Origin of the sequence: Pseudonocardia halophobica, from assembly GCF_027922425.1 — a bacterium.
GTDB lineage: Bacteria > Actinomycetota > Actinomycetes > Mycobacteriales > Pseudonocardiaceae > Pseudonocardia > Pseudonocardia halophobica.
Genome location: NZ_BSFQ01000007.1, coordinates 60,838 through 83,052, shown reverse-complemented (window position 1 = coordinate 83,052; position 22,215 = coordinate 60,838). Strand labels below are relative to the sequence as shown.

The following is a 22,215-nucleotide window of genomic DNA, read 5'->3' as shown; positions in this document are numbered from 1 at the left end:
CCGCCGGAAGCGGGGGCGCCCGACGTCACTCCTCGGGTCCGCCCCCGGTGCGGTGCAGGACCCGGCCCTCCCGCACCGTGCGCAGGCACTCCGTGCCGTCCCAGAGCGCGAAGGAGGCCGGGCCGCCGGTCACCGGAACGGGTGTGCCGGAGCCGCCCGCGGCGTGCCGGCCGCCGGCGGTGTGCGCGGCCAGGGCGGTGGCCTCGTCGACCGACGACGACGGGGTGCGGTGGGCGGTTGCGGCGCGGACCGCGGCCCAGGGGTCCGGCGGGGTGACCGGGGAGTCCGAGCCGAAGGCGAGCACGACGCCGGCCTCGTCCAGCGCGCGGAAGGGGTTCATGCCGCGGGCCCGCTCGGCCCCGAGCCGGGCGGTGTACATGCCGTCGGGGCCGCCCCAGAGGGCGTCGAAGAGCGGTTGGACGCTGGCCACGGCCCCGAGCGCCGCCAGCCGGGCCGCCTGGCCGGCGTCGACCATCTCCAGGTGCTCGAGGCGGTGCCGGACGGCGCGGACCGCGGCGGGCGAGGTCCGGCGGGCGGCCTCCTCCAGCGCGGCGACGGCGTCCTCGACCGCGGCCTCGCCGATCACGTGGAAGCCCGCCTGGATCCCCGCGCGGGTGCAGGCCGTGAGGTGCGCGGCCAGGGTCTCCGGCTCGACGTAGCGGTTGCCGGTGCAGCCGGGGGCGTCCCGGTACGGGGTGTGCAACGCCGCCGTGCGGGAGCCGAGCGAGCCGTCGACGAAGAGGTCGCCCGCCAGGCCGTGCGCGCCGGTCCCTGCACGGAGCGCGGCGGCGGCCTCCGGGCTGTCGACGGCCTCGCCCCAGTAGCCGACGACGTGCACGCCGTGCCCGCTCCCGAGCAGGTCTGCCAGGTCCGCGCGGCCGGAGATCTCCGGGCCGGCACACTCGTGCACCTCCGCCACCCCGTGGGCGGCGGCGTGGTCGAGGAAGGCGCGCTGGGCCGAGCGGCGCTGCGCGGGGTCGAGGGCGGCGAGCGCGGCGCGGCGGACGTGGTGGTGGGCGTCGGCGCTCAACGGGCCGGTCGGGCTCCACCCCGCGGCCCGGACGGCACCCGGGGCCCGGTCGACCAGGGCGGTGGACACCAGGGCCGAGTGGACGTCGATCCGGCTGAGGTAGACGGCCCGGCCCGCGGCGGCGCGATCCAGCTCCGCCCGGGTGGGCGGGGCGCCGGACCAGCGGTCCTCCTCCCAGCCGTGCCCCCACACGACGGCCGACGCCGGGGCGGCACCCGCGGCCGCGGCCACCGCGGCCAGGACCTCCTCCGCGGTCGCGCAGGGGGTGAGGTCCAGGCCGTCGAGCAGGAGGCCGGAGGCCGTCGCGTGGACGTGCGCGTCGACGAAGGGCGAGGTCAGCAGCACCCCGTCCAGGTCCTCGACGCGCGCACCGCTCCGGTCCCGGGCCTGCTCGGGTTCACCGGTCCAGGTGACGCGACCGGCCTCGGTCTCGATCGCGACGGGACCGGGCCGGTCGGGCAGCCGGAGGCCGGTGAGCAGGGTGCGGGACACGGTCCGGGTGTCTACCGCACCCCTGCCCGGTCGACCGCCACCGGGGCGATCACTGTCGGGTCGATCAGTAGGGGGCCTTCGGCATGATGATCCACAGCACGATGTAGATCACGAACTGCGGGCCCGGGAGCAGGCAGGACAGCAGGAAGATCAGCCGCACCACGAACGGGCTCAGGCCGAAGCGCTGCGCGAGGCCGGCGCAGACACCGGCGATCACGGCGCCGTTGCGCGGGCGGGTGAGGGTGGTTGCCATGGTTTCGTCGAGCTCCTCGTTCCGGTCGGCGGCGGTTCTCGCCGCCCTGCACCTCACGATGCCGTCTCGGCGGGGTGGGTGCCTCCGGACAACGCCCGGAGAAGGTCCGGGGTTCCCCCGAGGGGGCGACGGAGCACGCCCCACCGACAGTTCCGGCCGGCCGCACGCGGTTGTCCACAGCAGGACCCTCGGCCGGGCCCGTGGCCGCGGTTCCGCGTGCCCGGGACCGGGGTTGTCCACAGCGGAGCGACGACGACCCCACCGGCGGCGTCGGCGCTCCTAACGTCCGCCGCGTGCCGACCCACCTGCTCCCCGTGCCGCCCCGCCGTCGTTCGCTCCCGGTGGTCGTCCTGTTCACCGCGCTGGTCACGGTCGGGGCGGCCCCTCCGGCCTCGGCCGCCGGCGTGCCACCCGATCCACGGCCGACGGCGGTCGTCGCGCTGGGCGACAGCGCGGCCTCCGGCGAGGGCGCCGGCGACTACGAGGCGGGCACCCGCGGCGAGGGCGGGAACTGGTGCCACCGCTCCCCCGCGGCCTACGTGCACCGCAGCGCGCTGGCGGAGGTCGCCGTGAACCTCGCCTGCTCCGGCGCGGGTGCCGAGCACGTCGCCTTCGGCGCGGCGGTGCACCACACCGAGGGATCGCAGGCGCAGCGGCTGGTGGAGGTCGCGCGGCGGCACCAGGTGCGGGCGGTGACCCTGCAGGTGGGCGCGAACGACGAGCCGGACCTGTCCGGCGTCGCGGTCGCCTGCATCCGGGCCTTCCTCGATCTGCGGGAGCCGGGGTGCCGCACGACCGTCGGCCCGGGCTGGGCCGACCGGCTCGGGGCGGTGGCGCCACGGATCGAGGCGGCCGCCCGGGACGTCCGCGCGGCGATGTCCGAGGCGGGCTACCCGCCGGACGGCTACGCGTTCGTGCTGCTGTCCTACGCCGCGCCGGGCAGCGAGGCGATGCCGGCCTGGCACGCCGTCCAGGGCTGCCCGTACTCCCGGCCCGACGCCGGCTGGGCGCGCACCGACGCCTTCCCGCAGCTCGCCGCCACCATCGGTGCGGTGGCCGAGCGGGTGGGCGCGCGGTTCCTCGACCTCACGCGGCTCGCCGAGGGGCGCGAGGCGTGCACGGGCCCGCTGCGCGACGAGTGGCAGCGCCGGCTCACCGTCGATCCGCGGACGCTCGTCCAGGGCGCGCTCGACACGGCGGGCCGGCACCTGTTCCAGGAGTCGTTCCACCCGACCGCGGCGGCGCACACCGCGATCGCCGGGTGCCTCCGCGAGTTCGTCGGCGGCACCGCGGCGCGCACGGCGTGCGTACCCGGCCGGGACGGGACCGCGCACCCGGAGGTGGCGGCGTGATCAGGACCGCGCCCGCGGCCCCGGTCGACGGCGGTGAAGGGAATCGGCGGACTGCCCCCTCGTTCGAAGGGGCCTCGGCTTCGGGAGCCGATGGGTTCTCAGAGGACGACCAGGTTCCGCGGCCCGTTGTTCAGGCGCTCGGCGCCGGTCTCGGTCACGACCACGATGTCCTCGATCCGGGCGCCCCACTCGCCGTCGAGGTAGATGCCCGGCTCCACGCTGAAGGCCATGCCGGGCTCGAGGGTCAGCGCGTTGCCGCCCACGATGTAGGGCTCCTCGTGCACGTCGAGCCCGATGCCGTGGCCGGTGCGGTGCACGAACCGCGGGCCGAAGCCGGCCTCGGTGATCGGGGCGCGGGCGGCCTCGTCGACCGACTCGGCCGTCACGCCCGGGCGCACCGCCTGCACCGAGCGCTCCTGCGCCTCCTGCAGCACGGCGTAGGTCTCGCGGATCTGCGCCGACGGCTCCGCCCCGACCGCGTAGGTGCGGGTGCAGTCCGAGTTGTAGCCGCTGGCGAGCGGGCCGCCGATGTCGATGACCACGACGTCGCCGGGCTCGATGACCCGGTCGGACACGTCGTGGTGCGGGCTGGCGCCGTTGGGCCCGGAGCCGACGATCACGAACGCGGCCTCGGTGTGGCCCTCCGCCACGATCGCGGCCGCGATGTCCGCGCCGACCTGCGCCTCGGTCCGGCCGGGCTTGAGGATCTCGCCCATCCGCGCGTGCACGCGGTCGATGGCGGCGCCCGCCTCGCGGAGCTGGGCCACCTCCGCGGCGTCCTTGCGCATCCGCAGCTCGCGCAGGACCGGCCCGGCGAGCGCCTGGCGGACGTCCGGGAAGGCGTCCCGCAGGCCGAACACGTGCCGCGCCGGCATCCCGTCGGCCACCGCCATCCGGGTGGGGCCGCCCGCGAGGTCGGAGACGAGCAGGTAGGGGTCCTCGCCGTCCGTCCAGGTGAGGACCTCGACGCCGAGCGCCTCGAGGGTGGCGACGTCGAACCCGGGGGCCTCCAGCCGCGGCACGACCAGGGCCGGCGGGGCCCGGTGGCCCGCGGCCGGGAGCACGAGGCAGGTCAGCCGCTCGTGGGACTCGCCGGCGTGGTCGACCAGGTAGCGCAGGTCCGTGCCGGGGGTGATGAGGAGGACGTCGGCGCCCTGCTCGGCGGCGACCTCGCCGGCCCGGCGCAACCGGTCGGCGAGCAGCTCGGTGGGGACGGCGTGGCTCATGGGCCGAGCTTAGGGCGCTCACGCTGCGCGTCGTCCCCACCTGGCATGCTGGCTCACCGTGACGGCCCCCCGGAACCCGGCCCCGCAGGCCCCCGCCGGCTCGCTGATGCTGCTCGACGCCGCGAGCATGTACTTCCGCGCCTACTACGGCGTGCCCGAGTCGATCACGGCGCCCGACGGGACCCCGGTCAACGCGGTCCGCGGGTTCACCGACATGATCGCCCGGCTCGTCGCCGAGCACCGCCCCGCGCGCCTCGTCGCATGCCTGGACCTCGACTGGCGCCCGGCGTTCCGGGTGGAGGCGCTGCCCTCCTACAAGGCGCACCGGATCGAGGGCTCCACTCCCGGGAGCGGGCCGGACACCGCACCCGCGGGGATCCCCGAGGAGGTGCCGGACACCCTCGAGCCGCAGGTGCCGATCATCCTCGACGTCCTGGCCGCGGCGGGAATCGCCACGGGCGGCGCGGAGGGGCACGAGGCGGACGACGTGATCGGCACCCTGGCCCACCGCGAGGCCAGCGATCCGGTGCTCGGCGTGAGCGGCGACCGGGACCTCATGCAGATCGTGCGGGAGGAGCCCACGCCCGTGCGGCTGCTCTACGTCGGCCGCGGGCTGGCCAAGGCCGAGCTGCTCGGGCCGGCGGAGGTCGCCGAGAAGTACGGCGTGCCGCGGGACCGGGCCGGCGAGGCCTACGCCGAGATGGCGATGCTGCGCGGCGACCCCTCGGACGGGCTGCCCGGCGTCCCGGGGGTCGGGGCGAAGACGGCGGCCACGCTGGTCGGAAAGTTCGGCTCGTGGTCCGAGCTGGTCGCGGCCGTCGGCGACACCGCCGACACGCGGCTCGCCGCGAGCGTGCGGAGCAAGCTCGGCAAGGCGGCGGACTACCTGGCCGTCGTCGAGCCGGTCGTGCGCGTGGTGCAGGACGCGCCGGTGGAGCTGTCGCGGTCCGACGCGCTCCCCGACTCCCCCGCGGACGCCGGAGCGCTCGCGGCCCTGGCGGAGCGCTGGGGCCTGGGCGGGTCCGTGGACCGCCTGGTGGCGGCGCTCAAGGGCTGACCCCCCGGTCGCCCTCACCGGCGGTCCCCTGCCGAGTCAGAAGAACGTCCCGCACCACGGCACGCCGCTCATCGCCGGGGCCGCGAACAGCTGGTCCGCTCGGGGAACGGCGGCGCGGTCGTGCGCGGTCCACCAGCCGCTCGCGACCAGCTCGGAGGGCCGCCGGTCGCCGAGGTAGGCCATCGCGAGGCCCGTGACGTCGCACTCGAGGTCGGCCGGGCCGTCCTCGGCCGGCGCGGGGTCCGTGGGATACGCGCCGTTCGTGGCGGTCGGGTGGGCGCCGATCACGTGTACGCCGTCGTTGCCGGCGAAGAGGGCGTCGTGCACGCGGATCCGGAGCGGCTCACCCCCCGCCTCGCCCCACGTCCGGGCGGCGAGGGCGGCCGGTACGTCGAGCAGACGCAGCCAGGTCTCGTCGCCGATACCGGTGGTGCGGCAGGCCCGCGGGTCCTCGAGGTGGAGGTCCACGGGTTCGTCGAGCGGCCGCAGGTGCGCCGAGACGGCGCGGAGGAGGTCGATGCCCAGCAGGAAGCGCCACAGGCCGGCCGTGGCCTGCGGGGTGGCGGCGTGCAGGTCGCCGAGCTCGAGGACGTTCTCGCCGAAGTCCGTGCCCTCCTGGCGGACGGTCCAGGTGGCGAAGCCGTCGTCGCCGTCCGGGCCGGTGTGCACCGCGATACCCCGGGCGCCGTCGGCACTGCGCCGGGGGCGCAGGACGTGCGCCCACCAGCCCTCGTCGCGCACGATCGGGCCCGGGCGCGTCGTGGCGCCGAGGATGCGCGCGTAGAGCGACGGCAGGAGCGGAGCGGCCTCCTCGGGATGGAGCAGCCGGACCTCCCCGCCCGACGGGGTGTGGGGGCGGAAGCGCGCCCCCGCGGCCACGCGCAGGTTCCGCCCGCGGCTGGCGACGCCGTAGCCGAAGCGGCCGTAGATGCGCGCCTCGCTGGCCCGCAGGGTCGCGGCGACCTCGCCGCGGTCGGCGGCGTCGGTCAGCTGCTCGCGCATGAGCGCGGTGAGCAGGCCGCGGCGCGTCCGGTCGGCCCGGACGCCGACGCGGGTGACGGCTGCCATCGGGACCCGCGCCCCGCCGGGCACGGTGAGCGCGGATCCGAAGCTCATGGCGGTCCCGGCGAGGGTGCCCGCGGGCAGGTCCACGCCGAACGTGCGGCCCGGGGCGTAGGAGAGCCGGGTGAGGGCCCAGTGGTCGTCGTCGACGGGGCCGCCGGCGTGGAGGGCGGCGCCGAAGAGGGCGTGCGCCGCCCGGAACTCGCCGGGCTCCAGCAGCCGCACCTCGGCGGCGGGACGCGCCGCGCCGTCCGGCGACGGCGGCGTGTGCGGGGCGTCGGTCTCGGGCTCGCGGGATTCGGTACCGGTCGTGCTCACGAGAGCCGATCCTCCGGCCCCGGGCCGTCCGCTGTCACCCGAAATCCGGGCGCGCGGATCCCGGCGGCGCCGCGCGCTGCCGTCAGACGCGGCCGACCTGGTAGGTGCCCTGGTCGTCGAGGACCGTGACCGGGACCTCGACCGCCTCGCCGTCGACGTTCGCGGAGCAGGTGAAGGTCGCGCCGGCCTCGACCTTCTGCCCCTCGGGGCAGCTCACGCCGGTGGCCCCGAGGCCGTAGTCCTGGGTGAGGATCCGGGTCACCCCGGCCTGCAGCGCCTGCTGGTCGAACTCCTCGGTCACGAGGAAGCCCGGCTTCCAGAACGCGGTCACGGCCAGGACCGCCAGCACGACCACCAGCACCGCGGCGCCGGCGATCAGCTTCTTCCCGCCACCGCCGGACCGTCCGCGGCGGCGCGAGGCGCGGCTCTGCCCGCCGGGCAGAGCCGAGGTCGCGGACGCGGCACCGCCGATCCCGGCGCCCGCCGGGTCCCAGCCGCCGGGCGCGGGGTGCGCCGCCGTGCGGTCGTCGCTCTGGGGGTCCCACGACCCGCCGGACGGACCCCGGGGGCCCTCCGGGTCCCAGGCGGCCGTCCCGGCCGGATCCCAGCCCGGGCCCTCGCCCTGGGCGCCCGAGCTCCAGCCGGAGCCGCCGGCGGCGCTCCACTCGGACCCGCCGGTGTCGCCGCTCTCCGGCGCCCGGTCGTGGGACGGCGTGGCGTCGTGTCCGGCACCCGGCGTGCCGGTCGTGCCGGTGGTGTCGGTCGTGTCGCCGTGCTCGACGGCCGGCGAGCCGTAGGCCGGGGTGGGCGGGTCGGCCTCGGCGCTGCGGTTGAAGTCCCAACCGGAACGCCCGGTGTGCGGCACGGTCCTCGACGCGGAGTCGTCCGCCGCGTCGCCGCTCTCGTTCCCGGGTGTCCCGGTGCCGTAGGGGGCGCCGTAGGTGTCGCGGTCCGTCCCGGCGGACGGATCGGGTCCGGTCGCGTCGCCCTGGCCGCCGGCGGCCCGGTGGCCCCGGTCCGTCTCGCCGTACGGGTCCCGTGGGGTGCTCATCGCCGACCTTCCGTCCGTCCTGCGTTCCGTGCCTCTCGTGCGTCCGGCGCCCGTCGCGCCTCCGCACCGCGCTGCGCTGTCCGCGCACCGGGCAACGATCCAAGCACACCTCGGCGCGCTGCCGCGGCCGGTCGCCGCCCGCTCCACCCACTTCCACCCTGGGTGCGCGCGCTGCTACCAGCGGTGTGCATCCCGCTCGCCCATCCGGCCCCGCTGCTCCCCGTCCGACCGGCCGCATGATCGCCAGACGGGTCGCTCCCCGGCCACCTACGTCCGCCGTCGGTCCGGACCGACGATCACGGCCAGAGCCGGGTCACGCTGCCGAGGGCTCGGTGACCGTCCCCGGGACCAGCACGATCTTGGGCGCCCGCATTCACACCGCCACGAACCCCATCGTGATCGCGGACCGCCGATCACGCCGTCCTGCGCAGCGAACGCGGCCGCCGGAGCACAGACGACGAGGAAGCGCTCACCCCACCCCGGCCGCGACGACGCCGCGGCGGACCTCGCGGGCCGCCTTGTGGGCGTTGCGCCCCACGCCGGTGGTCCTCCCGGCCACGGAAGCGATCTGTTCGAGCAGGTCGAGGACCTGGCGGGCCCAGCGGACGAAGTCGCCCGCCGACAGCTCCTGCCCGTTGCGCTCGGCCGCCTCGAGGACCTGGGCCAGCGACTCGCCGCGGGCCCAGCGGTGCATCGGCCACGCGAAACCGAGGTCCGGCTCGCGCGTGCGGTCGATCTTGTGCCGGCGCTCGTCCTGTTCGAGCTCTGCCCAGATCCGCACGGTCTCGGCGAGGGCCTCGGTGACGGCGCCCTGCGGGACCCGCGGGACCGGGGCGTTGTCCCGGCGCGACTCGTAGACCAGGGCGGACACCACCGCGGCCAGCTCGGCCGGCTCGAGGTCCGCCCACAGGTCGTGGCGCAGGCACTCGGCGGCGAGCAGGTCCGACTCCCCCCAGAGCCGGGCGAGCCGGTACCCGTGGTCGGTGACGGTCTCGCCGTCGAGGTACCCGCGCTCGGTGAGCAGCGCGCGGATCCGGTCGAAGCCGCGGGCGAGCGAGTGCGTGGTCGCCCGCACCTTCTGGCGCAGCTGCTCGGTCTCCCGCTCCAGCCGCGCGTGCCGCTCGCCCCAGCGGGCGTGGGCCTCGCGGTCGTCGCAGCCGTGGCAGGGGTGGGACCGCAGCGCCCGACGCAGCGCCGCGAGCTCGGGATCGTCCGCGGCGCCGCCACCGCGCTTCCGCCGGTGCGGGGTGGGCGGCACGATGCCGGTGTTGCGCAGCGACGAGGCGAGGTCCCGCCGCACCCGCGGCGAGCGGTGGTCGACGCGCTTCGGCAGCCGCATCCGGCCGAGCGTGCTGACCGCGACGGGGAAGTCGGCGGTGGAGAGCCGGCCCGCCCAACGGTCCTCGGTGAGCACCAGCGGCCGCGGGTCCTCGTGGTCGCCCGGCGGGTCGAGGACGACCGCGAGCCCGGCCCGGCGGCCGCCCGGCACCGCGATGACGTCCCCCGGCCGCAGCGTGCGCAGCGACTCCGCGACCTCGTTGCGGCGCTCGGCCGAGCCCTGGCGGCGCAGCGACTTCTCCCGGTCGGACACCTGGCGGCGCAGCCGCGCGTACTCGGTGAAGTCCCCGAGGTGGCACTGCATGGACTCGGCGTAGCCGCGCAGCGCCTCGGTGTTGCGCTCGATCCGCCGCGCCAGCCCGACCACCGACCGGTCCGCCTGGAACTGCCCGAAGGACTGCTCCAGCAGCTCGCGGCCCTGCTCGATGCCGAGCCGCTCGACGAGGTTGATCGTCATGTTGTAGTCGGCGCGGAAGGAGCTGCGCAGCGGGTAGGTGCGGGTGGAGGCGAGACCGGCGACGTGCTCCGGGTCCACCCCGGGCTGCCAGATGACGACGGCGTGCCCCTCCACGTCGATCCCCCGCCGCCCGGCGCGCCCGGTGAGCTGCGTGTACTCGCCCGGGGTGAGGTCGACGTGGGCCTCGCCGTTGTACTTGACCAGCCGCTCGAGGACGACGGTCCGGGCCGGCATGTTGATGCCCAGCGCCAGGGTCTCGGTGGCGAAGACGCACCGCACGAGCCCCTCGACGAACAGCTCCTCGACCGTCTCCTTGAAGGCCGGCAGCATGCCCGCGTGGTGTGCCGCGATGCCGCGCTCGAGCGCCTCGCGCCACTCCCAGTAGCCCAGCACGCCCAGGTCGGCCTGCGGCAGGTCGCCGGTGTGCTTCTCGATGATCCGCCGGATCTCGGTGACCTCGGCCTCGGTGGTGAGCCGCAGCCCCGCCCGGACGCACTGGCCCACCGCGGCGTCGCAGCCCGCGCGACTGAAGACGAAGGTGATGGCCGGCAGCAGGGCCGCCCGGTCGAGCCGGTCGATCACCGTGACCCGCGAGGCCGGCCGGATGCCGCCGCGGGAGCGCGGCGGCCCGCCCCGCCCGGGGCCCGACGAGCGGCCGCGGCGGCCCTCGGTCACCCAGGTCGCCATGTTGTCCTGGCGGGACAGCTCGCGGGTCTGCCGCAGCAGCTCGGGATCGACGGACAGCTCGCCGCCCGTCTCGGCGAACAGGTCGTAGAGCCGGTTGCCGACCATCATGTGCTGCCACAGCGGCACCGGCCGCACCTCGTCGACGACGACGGCGGTGTCGCCGCGCACGGCGACCAGCCAGTCCCCGAACTCCTCGGCGTTGCTCACCGTGGCCGACAGGCTGACGAGCGCGACGTGCTCGGGCAGCTGGAGGATGACCTCCTCCCAGACCGCGCCGCGGAACCGGTCGGCGAGGTAGTGCACCTCGTCCATCACCACGTAGCCGAGCTGGTCGAGCGACCGCGAGCCCGCGTAGATCATGTTCCGCAGGACCTCGGTGGTCATCACGACCACCTGCGCGTCGCCGTTCACGCTGGTGTCGCCGGTGAGCAGCCCGACGGCCGCGGCCCCGTGCCGGTCGACCAGGTCCGCGTACTTCTGGTTCGACAGCGCCTTGATCGGCGTGGTGTAGAAGCACTTGAGGCCCTGCGCCAGGGCCAGGTGCACGGCGAACTCGCCGACGACGGTCTTCCCCGCGCCGGTCGGCGCGCAGACGAGCACGCCGTGCCCGTCCTCGAGCGCCTCGCACGCCTCCCGCTGGAAGGCGTCGAGACCGAAGGGGAGGGACCCGGCGAACTCGCTCAGCCGCGGATGCGCGGCGCGGGCCCGGGCCGCGGCGTACGCCTCGGCGGGGGCCGGTGTGCTGCTGGCCACCCGACCAGGCTGTCACACCAGACCGGCACTCCGCCGTCGGACGGGCCCGTTACCCCGCTCACGGACGGGCCGGGCTCAGGTGACGTCGTCGACGTTGCGGGCGCTCGGCTCCGCGCTGCTCACCGGCGCGGGCGGCGGCACGGCGCCCGGCTCCTCGATCCGGCTGGGCCCGTCCACCCGGCTGGGCGTGGTGTCGATCGGCGACGGGGCGTCGGGATCCCAGTCGTCCCAGCCCTCGGCCTTGCGCTGCTTGGCCTTGCGCCGGTCGTGCACCCGCGCGATCTGGATGGCGAGCTCGAACAGCAGCGTGAGCGCCGCCGCGAGCGCGGTCATCGAGATCGGGTCCTGCCCCGGCGTGGCGACCGCGGCGAACACGAACAGGCCGAAGATGATCCCGCGCCGCGACTTGCGCAGCCGCTCGTAACTCAGGATCCCGACCTGGTTGAGCATCACGACGAGCAGCGGGATCTCGAAGCTCACGCCGAAGATCAGCAGCAGCGCGATGACGAACCCGAAGTAGCTCTCGCCGGTCAGCGCGGTGGTCTGCACCTCGCTGCCGATCGTCAGCAGGAAGGCCAGGCCCTGCGAGACGACGAAGTACGCGAGCACCGCACCCGCGACGAACAGCACGGCCGCGGTGCTGACGAAGATCAGCGCGAACTTGCGCTCCTTCGGGTACAGCCCGGGAACGATGAAGGCCCAGATCTGGTACAGCCACACCGGGCAGGCCAGGACGATGCCCGCGACCGCGCCGACCTTCAGACGCAGCATGAACTGGTCGAACGGCCCGGTGCCGAGCAGGGTGCAGGACCCGTCGGCGGTGAACACCGCCCGCGACGAGGCGGGCAGCGAGCAGTACGGCTCCTTGAGCAGCGCGCCCAGGCTCGGCGCGCCGAAGAACCCGACCTCGAACCAGATGTAGCCGACGACCGTGGTGACCGCGATCGCCAGCAGCGAGATCCCGAGGCGGTTGCGCAGCTCGTAGAGGTGCTCGACGAGCGTCATCGTGCCGTCGGGGTTCTTCGGGGTCCGACGGAGGCTGAGCTTCACCACGTCGAGCGCGGCCCTACTGCTGGTGCTCGCGCTGCTCCGCCGGCTGCTCCGCGGGCCGCGCCGCCGGGGCCGACGAATCGGTGGCGGAGGTGCCCGTGCTGCCGGTGGTGCCCGTGGTGGTGCCCTGCGCCGGCGGGAGCGGGGCCGGACGCTCCTGCTTCGCGGGCTCCTCGGTCTTCCCGTCGTTCTTCATGCCCTTCATCTCGCCCTTGAAGATGCGGGCGGACTGCCCGACGGAGCGGGCCATGTCGGGCAGCTTCTTGGCTCCGAACAGCAGGAGCACCACCACCACGAGGATGACGATCTCCCACCCGCCGAGACTCGGCATGAGCAGTCCTTTCGACGGAACCGGTTCGCCCCGATACTACGCACCGGTACCCCGGGCAACGTCAGCGGCGGGCGCGCAGTTCCGCGGCCGCCGACCGCAGCGGGAGGACGGCCTGCTCGGTGCGCCGGCGCTCGTGCTGCGCGGCGTGCACGAACCGCCGCACGTGGGCCAGGCAGACCACCGCCACGGCCAGCAGCAGCACGATCCCCGCCGCCCCCAGCAGGACCGGCACCCAGTACAGCCCCATCAACGCTCCCCCGCTCCCGTGCCGTGCCCGCCGGGCACGTCGTCCGTGGTGGTCGCCGCGGCGAGCGCCTCGCGCGCCCGCTCGGCGACTGCGACCGCCAGCTCGGGCGGCTCCAACACCCGCGCCCCGCCGCCGAGGCCCAGCACCAGCCGGACCAGCCAGGCCGGGTCGGCGTACCGGAGCAGCACGCGCGCCGAGCCCGACCCGTCGAGGTGCTCCACGACCTCGTCGACCGGGTAGTACTCGGCGATCCAGCGGGCCTCGCGGGCCACCTCGAGGACCGCGGTGCGATGCTCCTCGCTGGGCGTGAACAGCCCGCGCGAGACGTCGTGCGGCTCCGCGTCGGACGGCGGCGCGCTCGGCTCGGCGAGCTCGGCGACCTCCTCGACCCGGTCCAGCCGGAACAGCCGCACGCCCTCCGCGCGCCGGCACCACGCCTCCAGGTACCCGCGGCCCTCGACGAGCAGCAGCCGCATCGGGTCGACGGTCCGGCGGGACACCGCGTCCCGCCCGGCGGTGTAGTAGACGATCTGCAGGGCCCGCCCGCGGTCCAGGGCGCCGCGCACGGTGGCCGCGGTGGCCTCCTCCTCGCGGGTGAGGTCCACGGCGACGGTGGCCACCCCGGCGTCGCCGACGGCCCGTTCGATCTTGGCGGTGGCCCTGCGCACGGCCGCGGTGTCGACGACCCCGGGTGCCTCGCCGAGGGTCCGCAGGGCCACCAGCAGCGCGGTCGCCTCCGCGGTGGTCAGCCGCAGCGGGCGGCGCATCCCGGCGTCCTCGGTCACGGTCACCGTGTCGCCGGAGAACGAGAGGTCGACGAGGTCCCCCGGCCCGTACCCGGGCAGCCCGCACATCCACAGCAGCTCGAGGTCGCGGCGCAGCTGCCGGGGGGTGATGTCGAAGTCCGCAGCGGCCTCGGCGATCGGGATGCCCGGCCGGGCCAGCAGGTACGGCACCAGCGACAGCAGCCGCGGCAGCCGGTCGGCGACCCCGCTCACCGGACGCGCTCCCCCGCGTGGGCGGCGAGCGCGCCCTCCCACAGCCGCCGCACGTGCGCGGCGAGCCCCGGCGGGTCGAGCACGACGACGTCCGGTCCCGCCCCGGCCAGCCAGCGTGCGACGGTCCGCTCGCTGCGCAGCTCGATCTCCAGCACGTCCCCCTGACGGCCGCCGAGTTCACGCGGCCCGACGACCGTGCCGAGCCGGCGCAGGCCGTGCGCGTGGCCCTCCGCGACCCACACGGTGGCGACCCCGACGACCGGCCCCTGGTCGACGGACCGGTGGATCGACGCCATCAGGTCGGTGCCCGGCGGCACGGTCACCTCACCGGGCTCGCCCACCGTCTTGACCGGCTCGAGGATGCGGGACAGCCGGAAGGACCGGACGTCCTCCCGGTCCCGGTCGTGGCCCACGAGGTACCAGCGGCCCCGCCACGACACCACGCCCCACGGCTCCACGGTGCGCCGGGCGATCTCGCCGGTCGGCCCGCCGCGACGGTGGTCGAAGGTGACGGCCTGACCGGCCTGCACGGCGGCGAGCAGCGGCGCGAACGCCGGCTCGGCGGCCCGGACCCGCGGCTGCACCGAACCCCGCGTCTCGTCGACCTCCACACCGGCGGCCCGCAGCTTGCGCAGGGCCCCGTGCGCGGCGCCGGACAGCTCGGGCGAGTCCCACAGCGAGCCGGCCAGCGCGACGGCGGCGGCCTCCTCGGCGTCGAGGTCGATCTCGCCGAGCTCGTAGTCGCCCCGGGCGATGCGGTAGCCCTCCACGGTGTCGAACGCCGAGGTGCGGCCGGTCTCCAGCGGCACGCCCAGCTCGCGCAGCTCGGTCTTGTCCCGCTCGAACATGCGGAAGAAGGCCTCGTCGCTGGTCGCGTCGGCATACCCGGGCACGGTCGCGCGGATCCGCTCCGCGGTCAGGAACTGCCGCGTCGACAGCAGGCAGAGCACCAGGTTGACCAGGCGCTCGGCACGGGCGGAGGACACGGGGGCAGCATACGACCAACCGTTCGAACGCCGCGGGCACCCGGAGAAACTCGGCACGTCGGACCGCGGTCGGGTGAACGCGCGCCCCTGCCGGGTCGGTGTCTCAGGAAGCGACACCGCGCGGCCTTGACCCGGCGATCACCGCGGCAGAGGCTTCCGGTGACGCACGGCACAGTACGAGGAGGCCCACCGCGATGACGCACGACGCCGGCCAGCCGGAGACCTTCAACCCGTGGAGCGTCGTGAACCTGGTGTTCCACCATCTCGCCGACCAGGGGCTGCACCCCGTGCTCGGCGAGACCGGCGACCCCAAGCAGGCCGCCGAGGCGCTCCTGCACGCGCTGGGCATCCAGCCCGCGCCCGACCACGCCGGGCCCGCCGCCAAGCCGATCCAGGACGACCTGCTCGCCCTGCGGAAGAAGATGATGCCCGGCATCGAGTAGCCCGGCACGGACGACGACGGCCCCGCCGCCCGGGAGGGCGACGGGGCCGTTCGCGTTCGGGGCCTACAGGGACTGGATCAGCCGGTCCACCCGCTCGTCGACCGAGCGGAACGGGTCCTTGCACAGCACGGTGCGCTGGGCCTGGTCGTTGAGCTTGAGGTGCACCCAGTCGACCGTGAAGTCCCGGCCTGCGGCCTGGGCGGCGGCGATGAAGTCGCCGCGCAGCTTGGCCCGGGTGCTCTGCGGCGGGGTGTCCTTGGCGACCTCGATCTCGCCGTCGTCCGTGACCCGCTCGACCAGGCCCTTGCGCTGCAGCATGTCGAACAGGCCGCGGCCGCGCCGGATGTCGTGGTAGGCGAGGTCGAGCTGCGCGATCCGCGCGCTGGACAGGTCCAGGTCGTGCTTGGCGCGGTACCGCTCGACCAGCCGGTACTTGATCGCCCAGTCGATCTCCCGGTCGATCAGGGAGAAGTTCTGGCTCTCGACGGCGTCGAGCGTGCGGCCCCAGAGCTCGACGACCCGCTCGAGCGTGCGGTCCTCGCTGCCGCGCTGGCGCAGGTGCTCGACGGCGCGGGCGTGGTACTCGCGCTGGATGTCCAGCGCGCTGGCCTCGCGCCCGCCCGCCAGCCGCACGGTGCGCCGGCCGGTGAGGTCGTGGCTGATCTCGCGGATCGCGCGGATCGGGTTGTCCAGGGTGAAGTCCCGGAACTGGACGCCGGCCTCGATCATCTCCAGCACCAGGTGCGTGGTGCCGACCTTGAGCAGCGTGGTGGTCTCGGCCATGTTGGAGTCGCCGACGATCACGTGCAGCCGGCGGTAGCGCTCGGCGTCGGCGTGCGGCTCGTCCCGGGTGTTGATGATCGGCCGGGAGCGGGTGGTGGCGCTGGAGACGCCCTCCCAGATGTGCTCGGCCCGCTGGGACAGGCAGTAGACCGCGCCGCGCGGGGTCTGCAGCACCTTGCCCGCGCCGCAGATCAGCTGGCGGGTGACGAGGAACGGCAGCAGCACGTCGGCGATCCGGGCGAACTCGCCCTGCCGCGCCACCAGATAGTTCTCGTGGCAGCCGTAGGAGTTGCCCGCGGAGTCGGTGTTGTTCTTGAACAGGTAGATGTCGCCGCCGATGCCCTCGTCGACGAGCCGGCGCTCGGCGTCGACCAGCAGGTCCTCGAGGATCCGCTCGCCCGCCTTGTCGTGGGCGACGAGCCCGGTCAGCGTGTCGCACTCGGCGGTGGCGTACTCGGGGTGCGAACCCACGTCGAGGTAGAGGCGGGCCCCGTTGCGCAGGAAGACGTTGGACGACCTGCCCCAGGACACGACGCGCCGGAACAGGTACCGCGCGACCTCGTCCGGCGACAGCCGGCGCTGGCCGTGGAAGGTGCACGTGACCCCGAACTCGGTCTCGACCCCGAAGATCCGACGCTGCATGTCTCACAGCGTAAGCGCAGGAACCCCCATAAGGTCACGCCTGTGACCGACTGGTTCCGGCGAGTCGCCCTGAAATCCCGCCGCCTCGATCGTGGGCTGGCGGCCGTCAACGACCTCGACCGGGCCGTGACGGCCGCCGTCTCGGCGCGCCCCCACACCCGGTTCGACCACGTCATGCGCCGGCTGTCTGCCGCGGCGAACCACAGCGCGCTCTGGGTGCTCGTCGCGGGGGTGCTCGCGGTGCGCCGCGGGGCCGGTCGGAAGGCGGCGGCGCGCGGCATGCTCGCGATCGCGCTGTCGTCCGCGACGGCCAACGGGATCCTCAAGCCGTTGCTGCCGCGCCGGCGCCCCGCGGCGGCCGAGCTGCCCGCGTACCGGACGCTCGCCAAGCCGCCGACCTCGTCGTCGTTCCCCTCGGGGCACGCGGCCTCGGCGGCCGCGTTCGCCACCGCGGTCACCCTGGACAACCCGAAGGTGGCGCCCGCGGTCGTGCCGCTGGCCGCGGCCGTGGCGTACTCGCGGGTGCACGTGGGTGTGCACTGGGCGTCCGACGTCGTGGTGGGGGCCGCCGTCGGGTCCGGCATCGCGCTCGGCACCCAGCGGTGGTGGCCGCCCCGGCGCACCGACGAGGCCCGCGCCCGGCCGGTGGACTCCGTGCCGGAGCTGCCACAGGGCGAGGGCCTGGTGATCGTGGTCAACCCCCACTCCGGCCCGCCGGACCAGGACCTCACCGAGGACGTCCGGCAGGCGCTGCCCGCCGCGCACCTGCTGCGCGTCGGCAAGGGCAAGGACGTCGGCGAGCAGTTCGACGAGGCCGTCGCCGAGCGGGGCGAGTGGGTGCAGGCCCTCGGCGTGGCGGGCGGCGACGGCACCGTGGCCGCGGCCGCCGCGGCGGCGGACCGCCACCACCTGCCCCTGGTCGTGGTCCCGGCGGGCACGCTCAACCACTTCGCCCGCGATGTCGGCGTCTACGACCTGCAGGAGGCGGTCGACGCCACGCAGGCCGGCGAGGCGGTGGCCGTCGACCTGGCGATGGTCGAGGCGCACCCCGGCGCGGGCGACGAGCCCGTGCACCCCGAGGTCATCCGCACCCGCTACTTCCTCAACACCGCGAGCGTGGGCTCCTACCCCGAGCTGGTCCGGCTGCGCGAGAAGTGGCAGCCGCGGTGGGGCAAGTGGCCGGCCTTCGCGGCCGCCCTGGTCACGGTGCTGCGCCGGTCGGAGAAGGTGCGGGTCAAGGTCGGCGACCGCTGGCACCTCGTGTGGTTCATCTTCGTCGGCAACGGGCCCTACCACCCGCGCGGCATGGTCCCGGCCTGGCGGCCGACCCTCGACTCGGGGCTGCTCGACGTCCGGTGGCTGCGCGCCGACGTCGCGTTCTCCCGGCTGCGGGTGGTCGGCGCCCTGATCTTCGGCGCGCTCGGGCACAGCCGCGTCTACACCCAGCTCGAGACCCCGGAGCTCGACGTCGAGCTGGCCGTGCCGAGCAGCCTCGCCACGGACGGCGAGGTGGTCGAGGAGGCCGGCCGGTACACCTTCCGGGTCGCCAAGAACCCGGTCCCGGTCTACCGGCGCGACGAGGAGCGCTGGACCGGCCGGGACCGGCCGTTCCAGGGCTGACGGCCCGTAATGCCCGGCCGATCCGGTCCGACCCACCCGGACACGCCCCGGGAGGACCGATGACGCTCGCGTTCGACGAGGAAGGCGCCCGCGAGATCGAGCGGGTCTACTCGACCCCCGACATCGTCCAGCAGCGGGCCGAGGTGCTGGGCCTGCTCGCGCCGCGGCCCGGGGAACTGATCCTCGACGTCGGCTCCGGCCCCGGCTTCCTGCTCGAGTCCCTCGCCGCCGCCGTCGGGCCGGAGGGGACCGTCCACGGCATCGACCCCAGCCCGGCGATGAACGCCCTGGCCACGCGCCGGGTGGGGGCCTTGCCGGGCGTGACCATCGCCCAGGGCTCCGCGGAGACCCTCCCCTACCCCGACGACTTCCTCGACGCCGTCGTCTCCACCCAGGTCTACGAGTACGTCGCCGACATCCCGCAGGCCTTCGCCGAGCTGCGCCGGGTCGTCCGCCCGGGCGGCCGGGTGCTGCTGCTCGACACCGACTGGGACTCGGTGGTCTGGCACGTCGCAGACCGGGCCCGGCACGCCCGCGTCATGACGGCCTGGGAGGAGCACCTGGTGCACCCGCACCTGCCCGCGACCTGGGCCCGCCACCTGCGGAACGCCGGGTTCCGGGTCACCGTGCAGGCGGCGATCCCGATCCTCAACCCGCGCCTCGACGAGGACACCTACAGCGCGCTGATCGCTCACACGATTGCGGGCTACGTCGCGGACCGGCAGGGCCTGACCGGCGAGGACGCCCGGGCGTGGCTCGCCGACGTCCGCGGCGGCGACTACTTCTTCAGCATGAACCGCTTCTGCGTGGCCGCCGTCCCGGAGTGAGGGCCCGGTCTCCGAGGTCCCGGTCCCACACGTTCAGGCCAGGCGGCGGACCCCCGGGCTCCGTAGGCTGGGACCCATGGGAAGGCTCACCGCACGGCGGCCGGTGCTGCGGCTCGCGGCGGACGGATCGCAGCGCCGCCGGCCGGACACGCTGGCCGTCGAGGAGCCGCTCGAGCTGCGCGTCGACGGGGCGCCGCTGACGGTGACCATGCGCACCCCGGGGCACGACGTCGAGCTCGCCCACGGCTTCCTGCTCACCGAGGGGGTCATCGGCGCGGCCACGGACCTCCTCACCGCCCGCTACTGCGACTCGGTCGACGCGGAGGGCCGCAACACCTACAACGTCCTCGACGTGGCCCTCGCGCCGGGCGTCGAGCCGCCGGACACCTCGGTGGAGCGGAACTTCTACACGACCTCCTCCTGCGGGGTCTGCGGGAAGGCCTCGCTCGACGCCGTGAAGCTCAAGTCCCGCTTCTCCCCCGCCCACGACCAGGTGCGGGTGCCGTGGGAGGTCGTCGGGACGCTGCCGGACCGGCTGCGCGAGGCCCAGAAGGTCTTCGACTCGACCGGCGGGCTGCACGCCGCGGGGCTGTTCGAACCGGACGGGTCGCTGTTGGTCACGCGCGAGGACGTCGGCCGGCACAACGCCGTCGACAAGGTCCTCGGGCACGCCCTGCTCGAGGGCCGGGTCCCGGCCGCCGGGACGGTGCTGCAGGTCTCCGGGCGGGCCTCGTTCGAGCTGGTCCAGAAGGCCGTGATGGCCGGGGTGCCGGTGCTGGCCGCGGTGTCCGCGCCGTCCTCCCTGGCGGTGGAGCTGGCCGACGAGGCCGGGCTCACCCTCGTCGGGTTCCTGCGCGGCGGCTCGGGCAACGTCTACACGCACCCGGAACGCATCGCCCTCTAGGCGGTCGTCGCCCTACGCTCGCGGCATGCGCGTCGACGGGCTGGACCACATCGTGCTGGTGACGGACGACCCGGAGCGGCTGATCGCCTGGTACCGGGAGACCCTGGGCCTGGCGACGGAGCGGCTCGACGAGTGGCGGCGCGGCGAGGTGCCGTTCGCCTCCCTACGGGTGTCCGAGGGGACGATCATCGACGTCCAGCGCGGCGAGCGGACCGGGACCAACGTGGGCCACTTCGCCCTGGTCCTGAGCGGGACGGACCTCGACGCCCTCGCCGCGGAGCACGGCGTGGCCGGCCCGAAGGACCTCTTCGGGGCGCGCGGCCAGGGCCGGGGCATCTACCTGACCGACCCGGACGGCAACGGCGTCGAGCTGCGCACGTACTCCTGAGAACGACCCCCGAGAACGACGCAGCCGGCCCACCGAGGTGGACCGGCGCGCCGGGGTCGGGGTCAGTTCGACGAGGGCAGGGCACCGCCCGCGGCCGGGGCGTCGTCGCCGCCGCGGACGTCCGGCTCCTCGGCGGCCTCGCCGCGGTTCGCGGCCGGCAGCAGGCTGCGCAGCACCGGGCCGCTGATCCGGCGGAAGGCCCGGCCGGGACGGGTGCGGTCCAGCACGGCCACCTCGAGTGCCTTCTCGCCGAGCACGCGCGCCTCGGTGCCGTTGCCGGGGCCGGACCCGGGGACCTGCAGGCCCTCCAGCGCGGTCGCCAGCGCCTCGCCGAGGTCGTGCCCGCCGTCGTAGACGTCCTTGAGCTTCGTCGAGATCGGCTCGGTGGTGCCGCCCATGACCACGTACTGCGGCTCGTCGGTGATCGAGCCGTCGTAGGTGATGCGGTACAGCTGGTCCCCGTCCGGCGTCTCGCCGACCTCGGCCAGGCAGATCTCCGCCTCGTACGGCTTCTGCTGCTCCACGAACGCGGCCCCGATGAACTGGGCGTAGGTGTTGGCCAGCCAGCGGCTGGTCACGTCCCGCCGGTCGTAGGAGAAGCCGCGGGAGTCGGCGAGCCGGATGCCGGCGGTGCGCAGGCCCTCGAACTCGTTGTACCGGCCGACGGCCGCGAAGCCGATCCGGTCGTAGATCTCGGAGACCTTGTTCAGGGCGCTGGAGTGGTTCTCGGCGACGAACAGGACACCGCCGGAGAAGGTCATGACCACGACGCTGCGGCCGCGGGAGATGCCCTTGCGGGCGAGCTCCGACCGGTCGCGGAGCAGCTGGTCGACGGAGGAGTAGAAGGGCATCGTCATCGGGGGACGCTCCTGGATCTCATCGTGCTGGCCGGGTGGGGCGGGCGCGCCCGGCGGACCGGGCGCGGCACGCTCAGCCGCCCGGGTTCTCCGCGCGGTCCGCCACGATCCGCTCGACGATCCCGGCGATCTCCTCCTCCGAGCGCCGCACGGCGCCCTCGGGACCGGTGATGCTGACGACGACCGGATAGATCTTCCGGACCAGGTCCGGCCCGCCGGTGGCGGTGTCGTCGTCCGCGGCGTCGTACAGCGCCTCGAGCGCGTTGCGCAGCGTGGTCTGCAGGTCCGCCGACGTGCGGTGCAGCTTCTTCATCGAGGACTTGGCGAACACCGAGCCGGAGCCGACGGCGTGGTAGCCGAGCCACTCGTCGTAGCGCCCGCCGGTGGGGTCGTAGGTGACGATGCGGCCGGCCTTCGCCGGGTCCGGCTCCTCGGTGTCGTAGCCCGCGAACAGCGGCACGACGACGAAGCCCTGCAGGGCCGCGCCGAGGTTGCCGCGGATCATCCCCGCGAGCCGGTTGGCCTTGCCGTCGAGGGACATGGCCACGCCCTCGATCTTCTCGTAGTGCTCCAGCTCGACCGAGTAGAGCCGGATCATCTCGATCGCGATGCCCGCCGAACCGGCGATGCCGACCGCGGAGTGCGAGTCCGTGATGAAGATCTTCTCGATGTCCCGCTGGGCGATGACGTTGCCCGCGGTGGCGCGCCGGTCACCGGCGATGACGACGCCCCCGGAGAACTGCAGCGCGACGATCGTGGTGCCGTGCGGCACGCCCAGCGCGTCGGGCGTCATGGGCCGGCCCTCCGGACCGCGGGGCGCGTCGAACATCCGGCCGGGGAGCAGGTGCGGCTGGGTGGCCGCGACGTAGTTGGCGAACGACGTCTCGCCCAGTGCCGCGAAGGCGGCGTGGTGGCCGAGCCCGGGCTGCCCGTCCCGGCGGCCGGCCGCGGGCTCGGGGGAACCGGGGAAGGGGCGGCCGATCGCAGCGGGCCCGGGGATGCCCTCGCGGAACTCCATGGTGTGGGGTGTGCCTCTCTCGCAAGTCGCTGTCGGGGTGTCGCT

The 22,215-nt window shown here is 75.1% G+C and carries 21 protein-coding genes; 7 read left to right on the top strand and 14 right to left on the bottom strand.

What is annotated here, in order from left to right:
• Positions 1-25: 25 nt before the first annotated feature.
• Both PKE99_RS11010 and PKE99_RS11005 read right to left on the bottom strand, forming a co-directional pair.
• Positions 26-1,522: an amidohydrolase gene (locus tag PKE99_RS11010; RefSeq protein ID WP_156066927.1), complete on the bottom strand. Its 1,497-nt coding sequence runs from the start codon at positions 1,520-1,522 to the stop codon at positions 26-28.
• A 64-nt stretch (positions 1,523-1,586) separates the two neighbouring features.
• Entirely contained in the window at positions 1,587-1,775 is a 189-nt protein-coding gene (locus PKE99_RS11005) for a PspC domain-containing protein (RefSeq protein ID WP_037038901.1), read from the bottom strand.
• Between the two features lie 293 nt (positions 1,776-2,068).
• On the opposite strand from PKE99_RS11005, the gene PKE99_RS11000 reads away from it, so the two are divergent.
• Positions 2,069-3,127 carry a GDSL-type esterase/lipase family protein gene (locus PKE99_RS11000; protein WP_231497993.1) on the top strand — a complete coding sequence of 353 codons (1,059 nt, stop codon included), beginning with the start codon at positions 2,069-2,071 and terminating at the stop codon, positions 3,125-3,127.
• A gap of 98 nt (positions 3,128-3,225) precedes the next feature.
• Here PKE99_RS11000 and PKE99_RS10995 read toward each other — a convergent pair whose 3' ends face one another.
• The gene (locus PKE99_RS10995) at positions 3,226-4,353 is read right to left on the bottom strand and encodes a M24 family metallopeptidase (RefSeq protein WP_037038899.1); all 1,128 of its coding nucleotides are present in this window, start codon (positions 4,351-4,353) and stop codon (positions 3,226-3,228) included.
• Between the two features lie 106 nt (positions 4,354-4,459).
• Here PKE99_RS10995 and PKE99_RS10990 point away from each other — a divergent pair, with 106 nt between their 5' ends.
• Positions 4,460-5,410, top strand: a complete 951-nt coding sequence (locus PKE99_RS10990) for a 5'-3' exonuclease (RefSeq protein WP_051736575.1) — start codon at positions 4,460-4,462, stop codon at positions 5,408-5,410.
• Between the two features lie 36 nt (positions 5,411-5,446).
• Here PKE99_RS10990 and PKE99_RS10985 read toward each other — a convergent pair whose 3' ends face one another.
• From PKE99_RS10985 to PKE99_RS10950, 8 genes are all read right to left on the bottom strand, one after another.
• Positions 5,447-6,790, bottom strand: coding sequence for a GNAT family N-acetyltransferase (locus PKE99_RS10985; protein WP_197040384.1), 1,344 nt, complete (start codon positions 6,788-6,790; stop codon positions 5,447-5,449).
• Positions 6,791-6,872: 82 nt separating this feature from the next.
• Entirely contained in the window at positions 6,873-7,841 is a 969-nt protein-coding gene (locus PKE99_RS10980) for a DUF4333 domain-containing protein (RefSeq protein WP_051736527.1), read from the bottom strand.
• Between the two features lie 469 nt (positions 7,842-8,310).
• Entirely contained in the window at positions 8,311-11,076 is a 2,766-nt protein-coding gene (locus PKE99_RS10975; protein ID WP_037038896.1) for a DEAD/DEAH box helicase, read from the bottom strand.
• A gap of 75 nt (positions 11,077-11,151) precedes the next feature.
• Complete coding sequence (tatC, locus tag PKE99_RS10970) at positions 11,152-12,081, bottom strand: twin-arginine translocase subunit TatC (protein ID WP_081923644.1); 930 nt, start codon at positions 12,079-12,081, stop codon at positions 11,152-11,154.
• 61 nt (positions 12,082-12,142) lie between these two features.
• Positions 12,143-12,457: a Sec-independent protein translocase subunit TatA gene (gene tatA, locus PKE99_RS10965; RefSeq protein ID WP_037038892.1), complete on the bottom strand. Its 315-nt coding sequence runs from the start codon at positions 12,455-12,457 to the stop codon at positions 12,143-12,145.
• Positions 12,458-12,518: 61 nt separating this feature from the next.
• Positions 12,519-12,704: a hypothetical protein gene (locus PKE99_RS10960; protein ID WP_037038890.1), complete on the bottom strand. Its 186-nt coding sequence runs from the start codon at positions 12,702-12,704 to the stop codon at positions 12,519-12,521.
• Positions 12,704-13,702: a helix-turn-helix transcriptional regulator gene (locus PKE99_RS10955; protein ID WP_037038888.1), complete on the bottom strand. Its 999-nt coding sequence runs from the start codon at positions 13,700-13,702 to the stop codon at positions 12,704-12,706. The genes PKE99_RS10960 and PKE99_RS10955 overlap by 1 nt, the downstream gene beginning before the upstream one ends.
• Positions 13,699-14,688, bottom strand: coding sequence for a helix-turn-helix transcriptional regulator (locus PKE99_RS10950; RefSeq protein ID WP_037038887.1), 990 nt, complete (start codon positions 14,686-14,688; stop codon positions 13,699-13,701). Before PKE99_RS10950 ends, PKE99_RS10955 begins: the two co-directional genes overlap by 4 nt.
• 194 nt (positions 14,689-14,882) lie before the next feature.
• Between PKE99_RS10950 and PKE99_RS10945 the strand changes: the two genes are divergently transcribed.
• A complete protein-coding gene (locus tag PKE99_RS10945) occupies positions 14,883-15,131 on the top strand; it encodes a hypothetical protein (RefSeq protein WP_037038885.1) in 249 nt (82 codons plus the stop codon).
• 63 nt (positions 15,132-15,194) lie between these two features.
• Here the strand turns inward: PKE99_RS10945 and pafA are convergent, their stop codons facing one another.
• A complete protein-coding gene (gene pafA / locus PKE99_RS10940; RefSeq protein ID WP_037038883.1) occupies positions 15,195-16,556 on the bottom strand; it encodes a Pup--protein ligase in 1,362 nt (453 codons plus the stop codon).
• A gap of 42 nt (positions 16,557-16,598) precedes the next feature.
• On the opposite strand from pafA, the gene PKE99_RS10935 reads away from it, so the two are divergent.
• From PKE99_RS10935 to PKE99_RS10920, 4 genes are all read left to right on the top strand, one after another.
• Positions 16,599-18,176, top strand: coding sequence for a bifunctional phosphatase PAP2/diacylglycerol kinase family protein (locus PKE99_RS10935; protein WP_306470736.1), 1,578 nt, complete (start codon positions 16,599-16,601; stop codon positions 18,174-18,176).
• A gap of 59 nt (positions 18,177-18,235) precedes the next feature.
• Positions 18,236-19,003 (top strand): methyltransferase domain-containing protein, encoded by a 768-nt coding sequence (locus tag PKE99_RS10930; RefSeq protein WP_037038881.1) that lies wholly within the window; start codon positions 18,236-18,238, stop codon positions 19,001-19,003.
• 76 nt (positions 19,004-19,079) lie between these two features.
• Positions 19,080-19,907, top strand: a complete 828-nt coding sequence (gene fdhD, locus PKE99_RS10925) for a formate dehydrogenase accessory sulfurtransferase FdhD (protein ID WP_037038879.1) — start codon at positions 19,080-19,082, stop codon at positions 19,905-19,907.
• Between the two features lie 25 nt (positions 19,908-19,932).
• Entirely contained in the window at positions 19,933-20,295 is a 363-nt protein-coding gene (locus tag PKE99_RS10920) for a VOC family protein (protein WP_037038877.1), read from the top strand.
• A 62-nt stretch (positions 20,296-20,357) separates the two neighbouring features.
• Here the strand turns inward: PKE99_RS10920 and prcA are convergent, their stop codons facing one another.
• The gene (gene prcA / locus PKE99_RS10915) at positions 20,358-21,152 is read right to left on the bottom strand and encodes a proteasome subunit alpha (RefSeq protein ID WP_037038875.1); all 795 of its coding nucleotides are present in this window, start codon (positions 21,150-21,152) and stop codon (positions 20,358-20,360) included.
• A gap of 73 nt (positions 21,153-21,225) precedes the next feature.
• Positions 21,226-22,170 (bottom strand): proteasome subunit beta, encoded by a 945-nt coding sequence (prcB, locus tag PKE99_RS10910; RefSeq protein WP_081923623.1) that lies wholly within the window; start codon positions 22,168-22,170, stop codon positions 21,226-21,228.
• Positions 22,171-22,215 lie beyond the last annotated feature (45 nt).

Excerpts from the sequence above, each read along its gene's own strand:
- PKE99_RS10960 (WP_037038890.1), bottom strand. The coding sequence starts at position 12,704 with ATGGGGCTGTACTGGGTGCCGGTCCTGCTGGGGGCGGCGGGGATCGTG.
- prcA (WP_037038875.1), bottom strand. The coding sequence starts at position 21,152 with ATGACGATGCCCTTCTACTCCTCCGTCGACCAGCTGCTCCGCGACCGG.
- PKE99_RS10980 (WP_051736527.1), bottom strand. The coding sequence starts at position 7,841 with ATGAGCACCCCACGGGACCCGTACGGCGAGACGGACCGGGGCCACCGG.
- PKE99_RS10995 (WP_037038899.1), bottom strand. The coding sequence starts at position 4,353 with ATGAGCCACGCCGTCCCCACCGAGCTGCTCGCCGACCGGTTGCGCCGG.
- tatC (WP_081923644.1), bottom strand. The coding sequence starts at position 12,081 with ATGACGCTCGTCGAGCACCTCTACGAGCTGCGCAACCGCCTCGGGATC.
- PKE99_RS10920 (WP_037038877.1), top strand. The coding sequence starts at position 19,933 with ATGCGCGTCGACGGGCTGGACCACATCGTGCTGGTGACGGACGACCCG.
- tatA (WP_037038892.1), bottom strand. The coding sequence starts at position 12,457 with ATGCCGAGTCTCGGCGGGTGGGAGATCGTCATCCTCGTGGTGGTGGTG.
- prcB (WP_081923623.1), bottom strand. The coding sequence starts at position 22,170 with ATGGAGTTCCGCGAGGGCATCCCCGGGCCCGCTGCGATCGGCCGCCCC.
- PKE99_RS11005 (WP_037038901.1), bottom strand. The coding sequence starts at position 1,775 with ATGGCAACCACCCTCACCCGCCCGCGCAACGGCGCCGTGATCGCCGGT.
- PKE99_RS10990 (WP_051736575.1), top strand. The coding sequence starts at position 4,460 with ATGCTGCTCGACGCCGCGAGCATGTACTTCCGCGCCTACTACGGCGTG.
- pafA (WP_037038883.1), bottom strand. The coding sequence starts at position 16,556 with ATGCAGCGTCGGATCTTCGGGGTCGAGACCGAGTTCGGGGTCACGTGC.
- fdhD (WP_037038879.1), top strand. The coding sequence starts at position 19,080 with ATGGGAAGGCTCACCGCACGGCGGCCGGTGCTGCGGCTCGCGGCGGAC.
- PKE99_RS10930 (WP_037038881.1), top strand. The coding sequence starts at position 18,236 with ATGACGCTCGCGTTCGACGAGGAAGGCGCCCGCGAGATCGAGCGGGTC.
- PKE99_RS10945 (WP_037038885.1), top strand. The coding sequence starts at position 14,883 with ATGACGCACGACGCCGGCCAGCCGGAGACCTTCAACCCGTGGAGCGTC.